At 30.1% G+C, this 16,812-nt stretch carries 14 protein-coding genes and 1 tRNA gene; 3 read left to right on the top strand and 12 right to left on the bottom strand.

The window, feature by feature from the left end:
• Positions 1-4: 4 nt before the first annotated feature.
• The 5 genes from JJ844_00865 to JJ844_00845 all read right to left on the bottom strand — a co-directional run bounded on the left by JJ844_00865 (position 5) and on the right by JJ844_00845 (position 5,979).
• Entirely contained in the window at positions 5-1,054 is a 1,050-nt protein-coding gene (locus JJ844_00865) for an N-acetylneuraminate synthase family protein (protein MBO6974229.1), read from the bottom strand.
• Positions 1,055-1,105: 51 nt separating this feature from the next.
• Positions 1,106-2,347: an O-antigen ligase family protein gene (locus JJ844_00860; GenBank protein MBO6974228.1), complete on the bottom strand. Its 1,242-nt coding sequence runs from the start codon at positions 2,345-2,347 to the stop codon at positions 1,106-1,108.
• A gap of 55 nt (positions 2,348-2,402) precedes the next feature.
• The gene (locus tag JJ844_00855) at positions 2,403-3,533 is read right to left on the bottom strand and encodes a glycosyltransferase family 4 protein (GenBank protein MBO6974227.1); all 1,131 of its coding nucleotides are present in this window, start codon (positions 3,531-3,533) and stop codon (positions 2,403-2,405) included.
• A gap of 62 nt (positions 3,534-3,595) precedes the next feature.
• A complete protein-coding gene (locus tag JJ844_00850) occupies positions 3,596-4,951 on the bottom strand; it encodes a nucleotide sugar dehydrogenase (protein ID MBO6974226.1) in 1,356 nt (451 codons plus the stop codon).
• 8 nt (positions 4,952-4,959) lie between these two features.
• On the bottom strand, positions 4,960-5,979 hold the full coding sequence (locus JJ844_00845; GenBank protein MBO6974225.1) for an NAD-dependent epimerase: 1,020 nt from the start codon (positions 5,977-5,979) through the stop codon (positions 4,960-4,962).
• A 207-nt stretch (positions 5,980-6,186) separates the two neighbouring features.
• Here JJ844_00845 and JJ844_00840 point away from each other — a divergent pair, with 207 nt between their 5' ends.
• On the top strand, positions 6,187-7,266 hold the full coding sequence (locus tag JJ844_00840) for an undecaprenyl/decaprenyl-phosphate alpha-N-acetylglucosaminyl 1-phosphate transferase (GenBank protein MBO6974224.1): 1,080 nt from the start codon (positions 6,187-6,189) through the stop codon (positions 7,264-7,266).
• Between the two features lie 2 nt (positions 7,267-7,268).
• Here the strand turns inward: JJ844_00840 and JJ844_00835 are convergent.
• A tRNA-Arg gene (locus JJ844_00835) sits at positions 7,269-7,342 on the bottom strand.
• 134 nt (positions 7,343-7,476) lie between these two features.
• Here JJ844_00835 and JJ844_00830 point away from each other — a divergent pair.
• Positions 7,477-8,127 carry a hypothetical protein gene (locus tag JJ844_00830; GenBank protein ID MBO6974223.1) on the top strand — a complete coding sequence of 217 codons (651 nt, stop codon included), beginning with the start codon at positions 7,477-7,479 and terminating at the stop codon, positions 8,125-8,127.
• 259 nt (positions 8,128-8,386) lie between these two features.
• Here the strand turns inward: JJ844_00830 and rsmI are convergent, their stop codons facing one another.
• Complete coding sequence (rsmI, locus tag JJ844_00825; GenBank protein MBO6974222.1) at positions 8,387-9,253, bottom strand: 16S rRNA (cytidine(1402)-2'-O)-methyltransferase; 867 nt, start codon at positions 9,251-9,253, stop codon at positions 8,387-8,389.
• A 3-nt stretch (positions 9,254-9,256) separates the two neighbouring features.
• On the opposite strand from rsmI, the gene JJ844_00820 reads away from it, so the two are divergent.
• Positions 9,257-10,165: a 3'(2'),5'-bisphosphate nucleotidase CysQ gene (locus JJ844_00820; protein MBO6974221.1), complete on the top strand. Its 909-nt coding sequence runs from the start codon at positions 9,257-9,259 to the stop codon at positions 10,163-10,165.
• Here JJ844_00820 and JJ844_00815 read toward each other — a convergent pair.
• From JJ844_00815 to JJ844_00795, 5 genes are all read right to left on the bottom strand, one after another.
• Positions 10,162-12,327: a polyribonucleotide nucleotidyltransferase gene (locus tag JJ844_00815; protein ID MBO6974220.1), complete on the bottom strand. Its 2,166-nt coding sequence runs from the start codon at positions 12,325-12,327 to the stop codon at positions 10,162-10,164. The genes JJ844_00820 and JJ844_00815 overlap by 4 nt on opposite strands.
• A 168-nt stretch (positions 12,328-12,495) precedes the next feature.
• Positions 12,496-12,798: a 30S ribosomal protein S14 gene (gene rpsN / locus JJ844_00810; GenBank protein MBO6974219.1), complete on the bottom strand. Its 303-nt coding sequence runs from the start codon at positions 12,796-12,798 to the stop codon at positions 12,496-12,498.
• Positions 12,799-12,856: 58 nt separating this feature from the next.
• On the bottom strand, positions 12,857-13,936 hold the full coding sequence (rseP, locus tag JJ844_00805) for an RIP metalloprotease RseP (GenBank protein ID MBO6974218.1): 1,080 nt from the start codon (positions 13,934-13,936) through the stop codon (positions 12,857-12,859).
• A gap of 9 nt (positions 13,937-13,945) precedes the next feature.
• Entirely contained in the window at positions 13,946-15,223 is a 1,278-nt protein-coding gene (gene serS, locus JJ844_00800) for a serine--tRNA ligase (GenBank protein ID MBO6974217.1), read from the bottom strand.
• 122 nt (positions 15,224-15,345) lie between these two features.
• Positions 15,346-16,812 (bottom strand): AAA family ATPase, encoded by a 1,467-nt coding sequence (locus JJ844_00795; protein MBO6974216.1) that lies wholly within the window; start codon positions 16,810-16,812, stop codon positions 15,346-15,348.

Here is a 16,812-nt window from a genome sequence, read left to right as displayed (position 1 = left end):
ATCTTTAGACTTCTTCTATATCTTCCCATCTTAAGATATTCAATGCTTTAAGGTCATATTTTGCCCTTCTACCTATAACATTCTTTAAATTATTTTTACCTAAATATCCTCCAGGCTTTCTATAAATTATATCTTTTTTTTGAATAAATTCTCCTTTTTTTATATCTCTTCTGATACCTATGCTTCTGGAAAATTTCATTTTAGTGGAGCTAAGTTTTTTTTCTTCAAAATCTTTATTAGTGTGTGTGTTTAACTCCTGAAAATATTTTTTTGTAATCATCACTTCTTTAAATTCTTTAATAGTTAAAGATGAAGAACTATCAGGTCCAAACATATTTCTATCAAAATTTACATGAACCTCTAGAATTGAACAATTTTTGGCTAATCCATAGAATGACGTTAGTTTATTTCCAGAATGGTCTGATAATCCAGAGGGTATATTGAATTTTTCTTCAATAAGACTGATGTTATTGAATCCAATTCTTTTTGGTTCTGTAGGGTACTCTGTTGTGCAATGAAGAATAGAAAATTTCTCATTCTTAATATGATTAATAAATTTTGATGAAACTTCAGAAAGTTCATTCCAATTAGACAACCCGGAACTCATAATAACTGGAATATCACAAGCGCTAATCTGATCTACTAACTCTTCAAAAAGGATATCCCCAGATCCGATTTTTAAAAAATCAACCTCTAAATTTTTTGCAATTTTAAGTGCTTCTATACTAAAAACTGAAGCTCCTACGATAATTTTTTTTAATTTGCAATGATCAATTATTCTCTTCCATTGTTCAGGGCTAAATTCAGTTCTTTTCCAATATTCATATCTAGAATTGTCTTCATAAGAAAATTTAACTCTAAACTCATCTTGAAGAGAAGATTCATAATCAGCTAGATGTATTTGAAATTTTATAGCTTCACATTTAGCCTCAGAAAGGGCATCTATAAAAGAGTGAACTAGTCCCTCTGAACCTTCATGCGCTTGACCTATCTCAGCTATTATTAATTGATTATCTTTATTAAATTTTTGATTATTTATTTTTATATTTCTCATTGATTAAATTATAAATTAATTTGATATTTTATTATATTAAATCAAATCTATTTATTTGTAATTGAATAATCTATCTTTAAAATTAAAGTTATCATGGTTTTTATTTTCAAGAACAAGAATTTTTGAACCTGTTATTAGTATACAAAAAAGTATATTTAATCTTAAATCAAATAGAACTACATCAAATAATAGATGAAAAATAGCTACTAATAAAGATATTATCCAGAATTTATTTATTAAGTTTTTTTTATTCTTTACTTCGCGTAATATCCTTACTGATTTGAAAGTAAGTAAAAGAACAGTTCCAGAGATTAAAATTGCAAAAGGAATACCGTAATTCTGTGATATTTGTAGGATTATATTGTGTGTATGTTGTGCACCATATAAGCCATTATTCTTTAAATATAAAAAACTAAAAGTCGATGCTCCCCAACCAAATATAGGTTTTTGAAAGATTAAATTTATAGCCTTGTTCCAAATCTCTACTCTTTGTGTAAATAATATGTCTCCAATTCTTATGGAAATTATATTATGGTAAAAATCAATCAAAGTTTGTTTTGAAACTATAGATAAAGTTTCTAGATTAAATAGATTAAATGTAATAATATTTATTGGTAATAATAATAATATAGAAATTCCAATAATATAAATAATTTTTATTCCAAATGATAGAAGGAAACTAATTAATAAACCTATATAAGCATTTCGCGAATTAGTTATAAATATAGTGTAAATTGTTATCAATAATATAAATATTGTTATTAATTTATTTAATTTAGATTTATTATTTATTCCGATATTAAAAAAAATAAAAGGTACCATTGTAACTAATGCAAATCCTGCATAATTTGGATTATTAAATAATCCAGTAGTGCTTATAGTAGTCTCTCCTGGGACTCTTTGATACCATACAATTAGGCCGTTGAAAATAGAAAATGGCCCATAAATTTCAAAATGCTTTTGTAAAAAACAAGATATTAATAATGGTACGTTGCTTATGATAAGTAATTTACTAAATAATATTTTTTGGTTTGTTGAAGAAATATATAAAGGTATGAAAATAAAAATAAGTAAAAAAGGTATCCAATTAAATACGTCAACCCATAAAGTTAGATTTTGATTTATTTCTTGGGTATTAAAAATAGTATTTCTTATACAACTTAAAAATAAAATTCCAATGCTAATAAATATAGGGTAATTCCATTTATTCTTTATTAAAAATTCTCCTTTTAAGATTATCGAAATTATCAATGATAATATTAAAAATAATCCAGAAAGGAAGGGAGCTGTCATTAAGAAAATGATGCTTAGATTAAAGGATTTCTGACCAATATTGAATAAATTAATTCTATTCATAAAGATTTATTGTCATATTATTTATCTTTTTAATTTCAAATTCTTTTTTTACTTTTATTCTTGCAGCTTTACCAAATGTTTTAATAAGATCTTTCTCATTATAGAGCTTGAGTATACTATTTTTTATCTGTAAAGGATTATTTTTCTTTACTAATAAACCACTTTCCATATGATCAATAATTTCCCTACATCCAGGGACATCTGTTGTAATTATAGCTTTCTCCATAGATGCTGCTTCTAACAAGGCCTTCGATAATCCTTCTCTCCATGAAGGTAAAACAACAATATCAACAGATTTATAAATAGATCTCATGTCTTCTACATGACCAATTAAATAAATATATTTTTGTTTATTTAATTTTTTTATATCTTTTTCAGTTAAACAAGACCTATTACCTTTATCTAATTTTCCCGCAATAAAAAGCTTAATTGGTACTTTTTTTTTCCAAATTAAATTACAAGCCTTTATGAGTTCAAATATACCTTTTTCTTTAATCAATCTTGATGGGAATAATATTTTCAAAAATTTATCTCCATCATTTTTTTTGGATGGTTTAAAGTAATTTACATTTATTCCAGAACCAGGTATTACAGAAGAGTTGTTTTTTGTTATTAGTTTTAATTTTATTAAGTGATTTCGGTCTGATGAGTTTTGAAAAATGAGTTTTGTATCTTTTTTTGAAAAAACAAGTTTTAATATAGGACTAATTATATTCCTAATTAAAATAATTTTATTCTCATTAGATATAAATAAGTGTCCTAAGCCTGTAAAACTATTTATAGTAGTTTTTGTTTTACAAATCCAAGAACAGATTGAACCATATATGGATGCTTTTATTGTAAAGTGATGAACTATATCAGGTTTAATTCTTTGGTAAATAATAAATAAATTATAAATTGAAACCAGTTCATTAATTGGATTTATAGAGTTTCTTTTTAAGTGCCATTCGTAAATTTTAAATCCCATAGCCTCAATTTTTTCTTTATATTTGTCATATGGGCAAATAATATACACATCAAATCCTTTACTTCTTATTAGTTTAAGTAAATCTAATCTGAAATTATAAACATACCAAGCTGTGTTTGATATCAGAATGATTTTTTTATTTTTTTTGGTCTTCATAATTATTTTTAATCAAAATTTTTTATATTAGGAAAATTTTGAAAGTTAAAAAGTAAAATTTTCTAAAGCCTTACTGGGTTAAGTTCTCGAGGAAGAATACCTTTCAAATCATAAAAAATGTAATTTTCAGAAACTAAATTTTTCCAGTTTTTTAAATCTATTAGTTTATATTCATTATGGGCCACGGCAATTATAATTGCATCAAATTTCAAAGCACCATCTGTAGGTAAATTCTCTAAAAAGTTAAAATTGTTTTCAAGATTTTCTTCGTTAGTTATATAAGGATCATGTACGTATGGTGTAATTTCTTTTTGATTAAGAAATTTAATAATATCTAATACCTTTGAATTTCTTGTATCTGGACAATTTTCTTTAAAAGTTACTCCAAGTATCAAAATCTTAGAATTTCTGAAAAATATTTTTTTCATCTGCATTTTAATTTCTAGTTGATCAACAATCCATTTGCTCATGTCATCGTTTATTTCCCTGCCAGCAAGTACTACTTTAGGTTCGTAGCCATAATTTTTTGCAATATAAGTTAGATAAAATGGATCAACACTTATGCAATGCCCTCCAACTAATCCAGGTTTAAATGGCATGAAATTCCATTTGCTTCCTGCTGCTTCAAGGACATCTAAAGTATCTATATTTAATAAATTACATATCTTGGCTAATTCATTTATTAGAGCAATATTTATATCTCGTTGGGTGTTTTCGATAACTTTTGCAGCTTCAGCAATCTTTAAACTTTTAGCTTTGAATGTCCCTGCTTTAATTATTGATGCATATAGTTGATCTACCCAATCAGTAGTTTCTTTGTTGCTCCCACTAGTTACTTTTACAATTGTAGATAATCTGTGTTTTTTATCTCCCGGATTAATTCTTTCAGGACTATAGCCACAAAAAAAGTCTTCATTAAATTTTAAGCTGGATTTTTTTTCAAGAATTGGAACACATATTTCTTCTGTTGCTCCTGGGAAAACAGTACTTTCATAAATGATTATTGGCTTATATTTTGATTTTCTATTTTTTAAAGTTTCACCTATTGATTCAGAAGCTTTTATGAGACAACTTAAATCTGGTTTTTTATTCTCATCAATAGGAGTAGGGACTGAAATTATATAAACATCTGATTCTCTAATTAATTTTATATCTGAAGTAAATTTTATTTTATTAAATTCTTTTAGATCTTCTAAATCAGTTTCTTTTGTTGAATCAATTCCAGACTCTAATTCTTTAATTCTTTTTTGATTTAGATCAAAACCTATTACTTCTCTATTTAGATCCTTACCTGTCGCTATACTTTTCTTGATTTTTGAAAATTCAATAGCTAATGGTAATCCCACATAGCCAAGACCTACTATGCAAATTTTGCAATTTTCTATTGAAGGATAGTTTATTGGGAAGGAGTCAAACATCTTAAAAACTATTTAACGTTGTAAAAATTTTTATACCAATTGATAAATTCTGAAATGCCTTTTGAAACACTAGTTCTTGGTTTATATTTTATCCAGTTCTCTAGAGAAGTCGTATCCGCGTGAGTGTTTGCGACATCTCCAGGTTGCATTTCCAAAAATTCTTTTTTTGCTTTAGTACCAATTATATTTTCTATTTCAGATATGAAATCCATCAAAGGCACTGGATTAGAATTCCCAATATTAAATATTCTATATGGAATATTGTTTGAAGGATCAGAATTACCAGCTGATTCTGCATCTTTAAGAGGTGTCTTATTAATAACTCTAAAAAGACTTTCGATAATATCGTCTATGTAAGTAAAATCCCTCATCATTTGGCCTTTATTAAAAACTTTTATTGGCTTTGAATTGATAATTGATTTTGTGAATTCAAAAAGAGCCATGTCTGGTCTTCCCCAGGGACCATATACTGTAAAAAAACGTAGACCTGTTGAAGGTATACCATAGAGGTGACTATATGAATATGCCATTAATTCATTAGCTTTCTTACTCGCAGCATAAAGACTTATAGGTTTATCGACATTATCCTTTTCTGAAAATGGTAATTCTTTAATCCCTCCATAAACCGAACTACTACTGGCATAAACTAAATGCTCTAAATTGTTTTTTCTGCAAGCCTCTAAGATATTTGCAAATCCCACTATGTTGGAGTTTATATATGCTTTAGGATTTTTTATTGAGTATCTAACACCTGCTTGGGCAGCAAGATTTACCACTTTCTTAAAATTAAAATCTCGAAATAATTTATTTAAAAATTCTACATTTTCAATATCATTTTTATAAAAATAAAATTTATTTGAAAGATTCTTTGAAACTTTATTAAGTTCTTCTAATCTTGCGTACTTTATATTTACATCATAATAATTGTTTAAATTGTCTATCCCAATCACATCATAACCCTCATTTAAAAGTCGTTTGGCGAGATGAAAACCAATAAAGCCAGCTGAACCAGTTACTAATATTGACATTGTTTTCGTTTAATAAAGAAATATAAAAAATATTTAGCAAAAATAAATTCTTGAGATTTTTTTTTAAAAAAGATAAAACACATTATTTATAATTTAGTAAAAATCTATTAAATTTTATTATAATAGACTCTTGATACCCATAATCTATATATTCATATTTTGTTTAATGCCGCTAATAGTTTAATAGGATTCATTTTTGCTTTCATATTGACAGTAATTACTATTCCAATAATCAAGAACTTAAGTTTAAAATTAAATTTAATAGATAGACCTGATAAAAGAAAACAGCACAAAAAAAATATTGTAAGGCTTGGAGGTTTAGGGATTTTAATTGGATTATATCTCCCTATAATTTTATTATTGGCTTTTGGTTTTATAAACTTCCCGCAAAATAGTTTTTTCTGGCCAGTTTTTGGGATTGCACCATGTTTTTTTATTATTGGTTTTTTTGACGATTTATTTAATTTATCGCCTTTCGTTAGATTGTTTTTTCAAATAGTACTATCAATAATATTTTGGGCTATTGGTTTTCATATAAATATTCTTGAAATCCAAACCTTAATTGGAGTTCCTCTATCAATATCTTTAATAAGTTTATTGAGTCTTTCTTTTACAGTCCTTTGGATAGTTGGGATGATAAATGCAATTAATTGGATAGACGGGTTAGATGGATTAGCAATAGGGATAGTTTGCATTTCAACTTTAGGGATGATTTGTGCTGCAATTGGTCATGGAAATATTGAGTATTTGCCAATTCTTTCTGCTTTATTAGGCTCTTGTCTGGGATTCTTGATTTTTAATTATCATCCAGCAAAAATCGTAATGGGAGATGGAGGTTCTTATTTTCTTGGGTTCTTCTCAGTATCTCTTAGTGTTCTTATGTTTGAGCCTGGCTTAAATGATGGGTTTAATTCAGAACTAGATTTTTATCTATTAGAGTCATTATTATTTTTTGCTGTTCCTGTTTTTGATATGATTTATGTTATTTTAGCAAGGCTAAGTAAAGGTAAATCTATATTTTATCCTGATAGACTCCATATCCATCATCGTTTGGTTGATGGAGGTTTTAATCAAATTGATTCAGTCACATTAATTTTTGCCCTAAGTCAATGGTTTGTATCTTTTTCCCTACTTGCCTCATTTAATAAACTTGATGAATATACAGTTCTTATCGGAATAAGTTCAAGCTTATTATTTATTGTTGTTTTATTAATCAAATGTGACTTATCTAAACTTTGCAAGTTCGAGCTTCATCCTAGAAAAAATAAGATAGATAAAGTTATTTAAAACGCTTCCTGCAGGATTCGAACCTGCGGCCCACTGCTTAGAAGGCAGTTGCTCTATCCAGCTGAGCTAAGGAAGCACTTAGTCATTATATCTGACAGATATATCCCAAACAATAATAAAAAATTTTTTTGAAAAAAATAATGTTAAAACTAATTTGAAGATTGTTTAATTAAGGTATCCTATAGAATAGGTTAGAGTTATCTTCTTATTTTGGCTAAAAGGCTTTCTTTGATTGATAAAAAGCAAATAGTAAAAAATTTTAAAGATGGTAGAACAATCGAACAATTAGCTGAAGAACATAAATTTACAAAGTTAACAATTTCTAGAAACTTGAAGAAGACTTTGGGGGAAAAAATATATAAAGAGTTACTCAAAAAAAATAGATTAAAAATTAATAATCTAGAAGATCAAAATGAGACCAATTCTATTGATGATTCAGATCAATTTGACTCAAATAATGCTCATGAAAATCTAGAAGATCAAATTTTCCAAGAAAATACATTTATGGAAATAACCCCTCTAGATTGCGAAATTGAAAAAATTCCTCAAAAAGATTTTTCTTCAGTTCATATTTCTGAAATTGAATTCCCAAAAACTGTTTATATGATTGTAGATAAGAAAATTGAATTAGAAATTAAATACCTAAAAGATTTTCCAAATTGGCAATTCTTATCTCAGGAAGAGTTAAACAGAAAAACAATTGAAATCCATTTGGAATTGAGAAATGCAAAAAGATTTTGCAATAAAGAACAAAAAGTTATCAAGGTCCCAAATACAGAGGTTTTTAGAATCGTAGCTCCTTTGCTAGTGTCTAGAGGTATTTCTAGGATAGTTAGTGATGATAAATTAATAGCTCTATAAAGTAAAGGTATTTATGAATTTGTTTTTTTGTTCAATAAGATTAAAACACCTGCTGTAGTTGAGCCACTTATAAAACTCGTGCCAATTATAAAACTTATTGGCAAATTAACAGTTTCATTAAATATAAGATTCACTTTTGATTCTTTTGAGCTATTTTGTATCCCAATCATCAAAATAAAAAAAAATGATAGATTTAATGTTGAAATGTAGGTTAACTTTTTAAGTAGATGCAACATATGTTGAATATAGTACTTTTATATTAATGCAGTTTATAAATTAAGTTTTTTGATAGATTATTTTTTTTTGCTAGGTATTTTGATGCTGAAGATAAACTAAGACCTGCTTTAATTAGCTCATTTAAATCCTTATTTAATTGTGTCTTATCAAATTTAATTAATGAATTTGCTTTATCTTGACCCTTAATGACAACTGTTAGTTCACCCAAAATTTCTTTGTCCTCGAAATATTTTATGGCCTGATTAATGTTATTACCGATATGTTCTTCATATTTTTTTGTTAATTCTCGAAATACTTGAATTTCTCTTTCCCCACCACAAAAATATCTCAATTCGCAAAGTAATTTTTTAAGACGTCGAGGCGATTCAAACAAAATTGTAGTTTTTTCATTTTTACAAATTTCTAAAAGAATTTTTTCTCTTTCGCTTTTCTTTCTTGGAAGAAAACCCTCAAATGTAAATTTAGAAGATGGAAGACCGCTTGATACAATCGCAGTAATCGCTGCACATGGCCCTGGAATACATATAATTTTTAACCCAATGGATTTTGCTTTTTTTATGAGATCTTCTCCTGGGTCGCAAATACTCGGCATTCCTGCATCGCTTACTAAAGCTATTGAGTCTCCCGAGCAAAGATCATTAAGTATTCTCTGAATCTTCTGCAAAGAGTTATGTTTGTTGAAACTTATTAAAGTATTTTTAAATTCAAATTTATGCATAATTTTTTTTGTTTGTCTTGTATCTTCGGAGGCAATTAAAGAAACATTTTTCAGAATATTTATTGCTCGAAAAGAAATATCACCTAAATTACCTATTGGAGTGCCAACAATATATAAAACTCCACTTTCAGGTTCTTGGCTTTTATGAGAAAATGAGTAATTAGTATTCATTTAGTGATTACCTTACCATCTAACATAGATATAAATGATTTAATTAATGACTTGAGGAATTTCAGTTGGGAAGCAGCTGAAATACTACTTCATTATTCCAAAATATTAAAAGAATCAAATTATAAAATCAATATTTTAAAAAATAAAAATATAGATGATCCTGTTACAAAGGCTGACTTAGAAGTTAATGAGATCATTATTAGTAGAATTAAAAAAAAATATTCAAATGTAGATTGGGGAATCTTAAGCGAGGAAAATGTGAAATTTGATGAGCAAAGTTTTAATACTAATAAAGACTGGATATGGGTTCTAGATCCGCTTGATGGAACGAAGGATTTCATTCAAGGAACAGGCAATTATGCTTTGCATTTGGCTTTAAACTACCAGAAAAAACCTTATATAGGAGTTGTCCTTATTCCAGAAAAGGATGAATTATGGTTTGCGCATGGAAATAAAGTGTGGTGCGAAAAAAAAGATGGTTCAAAGAATAAACCTAAATTATCTAATATCAGAAATCTTCAAGAAATGACTATAGTGTCAAGTAAAAATCATGGTAATGAGTCTCTTAATAAATTAATAAAGAAAATCAAATTTAATCAGGTATTAATTATGGGAAGTATTGGTTGTAAGATTGCTTCAATATTAAGAGGAGAGAGCGATATCTATATATGTTTGAGCTTGCCTGGGAAGAGTTCTCCTAAGGATTGGGATTTTGCAGCGCCAGAAGCTATTTTAAGGGCTTCTGGTGGATCAATCACAAATTTGGATAACGAGGAGTTGAGTTATGGAAAATCAGATTTCAAGCAAGGAGGAGTAATCGTTGCCTCTAACAATAAGGAAAATCATAATGATCTTTGTTCTGAATTAAAGAGAACTATTAAAGAATATGATATTTTGCCTTTAGATATCTAATTTAAAGGCGCTACCGGTGTTGGTGTTGGTTCTGGGTAAGACATGCCTCCATTTTGGGAGACTCCTCTCAATGTTAAATTAATTCTTCCTCTGCTATCAATTTCACGAACCCTTACGGTTACTTCATCTCCCTGCCTTACGACATCTTCAACTCTCTCAACTCTCGCTTCAGATAATTGAGATATGTGTACCATTCCTTCCTTCCCAGGCAATATTTCTACAAAAGCGCCTATAGGAATTATTCGAGTCACTACACCTGAGAAGATCTCTCCCTCATGTACTTTGCGAGTTAAACCCTCGATTATTTTTTGAGCTTCTTCAGCAGCAGCTCCGTCATGAGAAGCGATAGTTACAATTCCTCCATCCTCAATATCTATTTTTGTATTTGTTCTCTCGGTTATACCTTTAATAGTTCTACCTCCAGGTCCTATAACAGTACCTATGAGTTCGGGATCAATTCTGAAACTTAGAAGTCTTGGTGCGTGAGGAGATAGAGATTCTTGAGGTTTATCTATTGCTTCTTGCATTTTTTCTAAGATATGCAATCTTGCAGGCCTCGCTTTTTTAATTGCATCAGAAATTATAGAGACTGGTAAGCCTGTGATTTTCATATCCATTTGTAATGCTGTTATGCCTTTTTCAGTACCTGCAACTTTGAAATCCATATCTCCAAGAAAATCCTCAATACCTTGAATGTCTGTAAGGATTCGCACATCTTTTCCCTCTTTAATTAACCCCATAGCCGTCCCACTAACGAGAGCCTTCAGTGGTACACCAGCATCAAGTAATGAGAGTGTGCTACCACATACTGATCCCATCGAAGTGGATCCATTTGAGCTCAAGACTTCGCTAACTACTCTTAATACATACGGAAAAGTTTCTTTTCCAGGCAGTACAGGGATTATGGCTCTCTCTGCCAATGCTCCATGACCTATTTCTCTTCTACCTGGAGTTCTCATTGGTCGAGTTTCTCCAACTGAATAAGGTGGAAAATTATAATGATGTAAGTAAGTTTTTTCCGTACTAGGATTTAGGTCATCCATTTCTTGAGCATCGCTAGGTGTCCCAAGCGTCGTTGTTGATAAGACTTGTGTAAGACCTCTTTGAAATAAAGCAGAACCATGAACTCTTTTTGGGAGTATGCCAGCAGAAGCAGATATTTTTCTAACTTCATCAAGGTCTCTCCCATCAACTCTTTTCCCATCATTAATGATTTGTGACCTCATTAATTTTTTCGTTAATTTTTTAAAGTCAGAATGAATTAATTTATCATCCTCAGATAATAAAGTTTTTAATTGGTTATCGTCTTTTAAAGATTCTATTTGTTCTTGAGTTTTAAGTTTAATTTTTTCTAATTCAAGATCTCTGTCCTCTTTTGACTGATCAAATTTCTTTAAAACGAGTTCAATAGATTTCGTACAGTGTTTTTCCAAATAGGAGGGTAATGTTTTATCCTCTTCAGGTTCAGCTGGCTTAATCTGTTTTATTCCTAAATCTTTAAGTAAATCCTCTTGTGATTTAATAAGTTCGGTAACAGCTTCGTATCCAAAATCAATTGCTTCAATAGTATCTTGCTCAGATAATTGATTAGCCCCTGCTTCTATCATCACAATACCTTCAGGGGAACCTGCTACAACTATGTCAAGATCACCTTTTTCTATTTCTCTATAGCTTGGGTTTAGGATGAAATCATCTCCAATTAGTCCAACCCTAACTGCAGCCATCGGTCCATAAAATGGTATTTCACCAATTAATGTTGCAATAGATGCCCCCGTAACTGCCAGAACATCTGCTGGTACTCTCTCATCGAGTGAAAGGCATGAAGCAACTATCTGAATTTCATCTCTCATCCACGAAGGGAATAGAGGTCTCATTGGCCTATCAATTAATCTTGCTATTAATGTTGCTCTTTCTGGTGGACGACCTTCTCTTCGCATAAAACCGCCTGGGATTCGTCCAGCAGCATATAGTTTTTCCTCGTAATCACATATTAGAGGGAGAAAATCAGCAGCTTCTTTTTTTGTAGTTTTTGTTGCTGTTACTAATAAAGAGGTGTCCCCACACTCAATCATTACTGACCCACTCGCCTGAGGAGCATATAGTCCTGTAGTTAGTCGTATCTCTCGTCCGTCAAACGTGATCGACTTATTTTGTCCTTCCACTTTTTAAATTATAAATCTATACATAATTCATTCTTACATTTTATAGGGACATATTGAGTAAATTATTTAGATAAGCTATAAAAATTTTTAAAAATTTCCAAGAAATGGACTTTAAATGTCTTTGATGCTCGATTTTTTGTTAAAAACTACAATATTAAACAAAATTTATTACCAACTGGATTTTACAACTCCTGGAAGCTCACCGTTATGAGCTCTCTGTCTTAACTGATTTCTGCATAAACCAAAATCTCTATAAACTCCTCTTGGCTTTCCAGTTGCCCAACATCTATTCCTGACTCTATTAGGTGCAGAATTTCTTGGGAGGCCTTGAATCTTTCTATGTATTTCTAATCTTTCCATTGGATCTTTTGCAGCATTAAATTCAGCTAACAAAGATTTTCTTTTTGCAGCATATTTATTTACGAGTTTTTTGCGCTTTACTTCTCTCGCAATCATGGACTTTTTCGCCATTTAAAAAAAATTAAATAATTTATATATTAACATCTTGGTAAACATATTAGAAATATATTTATTGGTTAAATAATCTTTGTACTATTAAAAGTTGACTAGTATCTCTAATGATGAGAAGTACACTCAGTCCTACTAAAAGAAAAAAACTGGATTGAGTGACAGCTATTTGTACTTTTGCCGGTACCGGTTCTCCCCTTAATCCTTCAATTATTGTGAAAACCAATTGCCCACCATCTAAGAGGGGTAAAGGCAAAGAGTTAAGCACGGCTAAATTAATAGAAATTAAAGCAGCAAATAGTAAGATTCCAGCGCCTCCTTGTTCTGACAATTGAGCACCAATTTCAACAATTTTGACTGGCCCACTTAATTGTTGTGCTGTTGAGGAGAAATTTGTCAATAATCCTTTATAACCTTGAATTGTTTTTACTAAAAGGGATAAAAACTCATTATTTGTGTATTTAAAAAGTTCATATATATTTTTTGTTTTTTTAGTTTCTTTTCTGATGTTTGGTTGTAACTGAGCACCAATTGTACCTTTACCATCAACATTTTTAGGGATCAAAGTAATGTCTTTAAAGATTCCGTTTCTATCAATTTCTAGCGAAATTTCCTTTCCAGATGAGTTTTGAATCTCTTTTACCAAAGTGGAAACAGCTTGATCCCCAACTCCTAAAGTACTAGATTCAAGTTTTATGATTTTGTCTCCCGGTTCTAAGCCAGAAATAGAAGCAGCCTTCTCTGGTTGTGTCGCTAAAACTAAAATACCTGGTTCAGGATCAAAAGGGATACCAACAGTGGTTACGTTTATAATCAAAATTGTATAAGCAAGAATTAAATTGGCTAAAACCCCAGCAGAAATTACAATTACCTTCTGGATAATAGGTCTATTTTTCAGAAGATTTGGATCTTTAGGGTCAATATTATTTAGTCCTTCATCAGGAAAGGAAACAAAGCCACCTAAAGGGAATGCTCTAAATGAAAAGGTGATGTCTTTATATTTTTTTTGAAGTATTGAGGGTCCAAAACCAATTGAAAATCCATCAACATAAATACCTTGTAAAATCGCAGCAAGGAAATGACCTAACTCATGAAAAAAAATGAGAAATCCAAGAACAGTTATTGATGTTAAAACATTCATTTTTTTATATTAATTAGATTTTAAATAATTTGATCCAAAATATGGAACTAGAGCATCTGGAATCTTAACGCTACCGTCTTTTTGTTGACCATTTTCAAGAATTGCAGCCATAGTTCTTCCAATAGCAAGCCCACTGCCATTTAAAGTATGTAAATATGTATTTTTTTTATCAATTTTTGTTCTTATTGAAGATCTGCGTGCTTGAAAGTCTAAACAATTGCTGCAACTTGAGATCTCTCTATAACATTTACTACTTGGTAGCCAGACTTCAAGATCGAAAGTTCTACTAGAAGAAAATCCTAAGTCTCCAGAACAAATATCTACTAATCTGTAGGGTAGGTTGAGTTTTTTTAAAATGCTTTCTGCATCAGCGGTAATCTTTTTATGGGCCTCTAAGGATTTGCTTGGGTCACAAAACCAATATAATTCGACCTTATTAAACTGGTGAAGTCTAATCAAGCCTCTCGTATCCCTTCCATAGCTACCAGCTTCTCTCCTAAAACAAGGTGTGTATGCAACATACTTAATAGGTAACTGCTTAATATCAATAATCTCGTTTCTATGAAAAGCAGTTAGGGGGACTTCAGCTGTTGGAGAAAGCCATAAATCGTCATTAGAACATTTAAAACTTTCATTTGAGAATTTAGGTAATTGTCCAGATCCTTTAAGACTTTCTGAATTTACTAATGCTGGTGGCATTAACTCTAAATAACCATTATTTGTATGCATATCGAGCATGAAATTTATTAATGCCCTCTCTAATCTGGCGCCATTACCAATAAGTGTAATAAAACGACTTTTTGACGTTTTTGTAGATTTTATAGATTCAAAAAGATTAAGATTTTCGCCTATCTCCCAATGAGATTTAAGATTTTCTGATATCAAAGGATCTCCCCAAGTTTTTAATTGGAGATTATTGCTCTCATCTTTTCCGAGAGGTGCATCTTTGCCAGGGAAATTTGGTAAATTACAAATCTCATTGTGTATTTTTTTATCTAATATTCTTTGCTTCTCTTCAAATTCAGAAATTTTAATTCTGTATCTGTTTCCTTCCTCTTTTAAATTTTTCAGTTCTGGAGAATTACTGTTTTGAGATTTATTAATTTCTTGACCAATTAATTTACTTAATTTTTTACTTTCAGATTGGAGACTGGATATTTCAATATCAACTTCCTTTTTTTTGACAGTTAATTCGTGTATATGAGATATATTATATTCCTGTCCTCTTCGGGATAAGTTCTCTTCAACAGATGTTGGATTTTCTCTTATTAATTTTTGGTCTAACACTCTTTTTTTTTATACCTTAATTAAGATAGTTAATCTAAATTAATAATTAGGTATTTTTGATGAAAAATTAACTTAATTTATGATTCCTAACTTATGAAATATGTTTAAAAGATTAAATTGTGTCAGGATGCAGAACGAGCTCTTCCTGAAGATGACCATTTTTTTAGTAAATCAATTTGCTCTTTAGCTGTTCTGGATAAGGGAACTAAATCGGAAACTGCCTTAATTAAATCTTTCTCCATAAGCTCTCTATCTTCGGAGAATGAAATGTGCATCCCTTCTATAACAGCTTGCTCAAGTTCTGCCCCCGAGAATCCATCTGTTCTATCAACTATGGTTGATAAAGGAAAAGTATAATTAGGTCTTCTTTTTTTTAAGTGCAACTCAAGGATGCTTAATCTTTCTTCTGAACTTGGCAAATCAAGAAAAAATATCTCATCAAATCTACCCTTTCTTAATAATTCAGCAGGAAGTTTATCTATAGCATTAGCAGTTGCAACTACAAATACGGCTGATTCTTTTTCCGCCATCCAAGTTAGCAAACTCGCCAAAACTCTTTGACTTGTTCCTCCATCACTTCTAGCATCGCCTCCAAAGCCCTTATCAATTTCGTCTATCCAAAGAATACATGGTGACATGGCCTCAGCTCTCGATATCGTTTCTCTTGTTCTAGCCTCACTTGAACCAACAAGGCTAGAAAATAGTCTTCCTACATCTAACCTAAGAAGTGGCATCGACCAACTATTAGAAATTGATTTTGCAGTAAGTGATTTCCCTGTCCCTTGAGCTCCGACAAGTAATACACCCTTTGGGATTGGCAGTCCATAGTCTCTAGCTTCCTTGGAAAAGGCCCTATATCTTTGATTAAGCCAAACTTTTAAGATCTTTAAACCACCAATATCATCTTGGCTGGATTTAGCCTCAAAAAATTCTAAGATCTCACTTCTCGCGATGACTTGTTTTTTCTCTTCTAGAATGTCTTTGATATCTTCTTTACTTATTCTTCCTCTTTGAGCAAGTGCCTTTGCAGTTACTTGTTTTACTTTTATTTCGGTTAATCCACTTGAAGCAATAGAAAGTTCGTTTAAGTCTTTTTCTTCAAGATTTGAATTAGTATTAATTGCAATATTTTCTATAAGATTTTTCAAATCTTTTTGATCGGGTAAAGGTAAGTTTATGATTGTCATTAATTCATCTAGATCTTCGGACGAGGGAAATAAATGTGAACTAATAATTAAATTATTACTAGTTTTTTTCAGCAGAGAAGATAGTTCTTTAATAGTTCTATTTATAGATGGATCATCATAAAATTTATGAAAATCTTTGACTAATAATACTGTAGATACCTCAGAACTTTGTCGCTTAAGCCAGTTAAGCACTCCTAATGGATTATTAGAAAATTTATTTTCTTCATTTATTAATCCCTTGATACCACTGACACAATCCCATGATATATACCTTTTTATATTTAATCTTTCACATGAATAATAGAGAAGTTTTTCTAATCTTTCCTCTTCTTTAGTCCTAATCCAAATTAATGAAGTTCTTGATTTAATAAGTAATTCTAAATTTTTACTCCAAGAACTCAT

This window comes from Prochlorococcus marinus CUG1435, assembly GCA_017644375.1.
Lineage (GTDB): Bacteria > Cyanobacteriota > Cyanobacteriia > PCC-6307 > Cyanobiaceae > Prochlorococcus_A > Prochlorococcus_A marinus_AH.
Note: the sequence above shows the minus strand (reverse complement) of the source record. Positions and strands in the feature narration are given on the sequence as shown.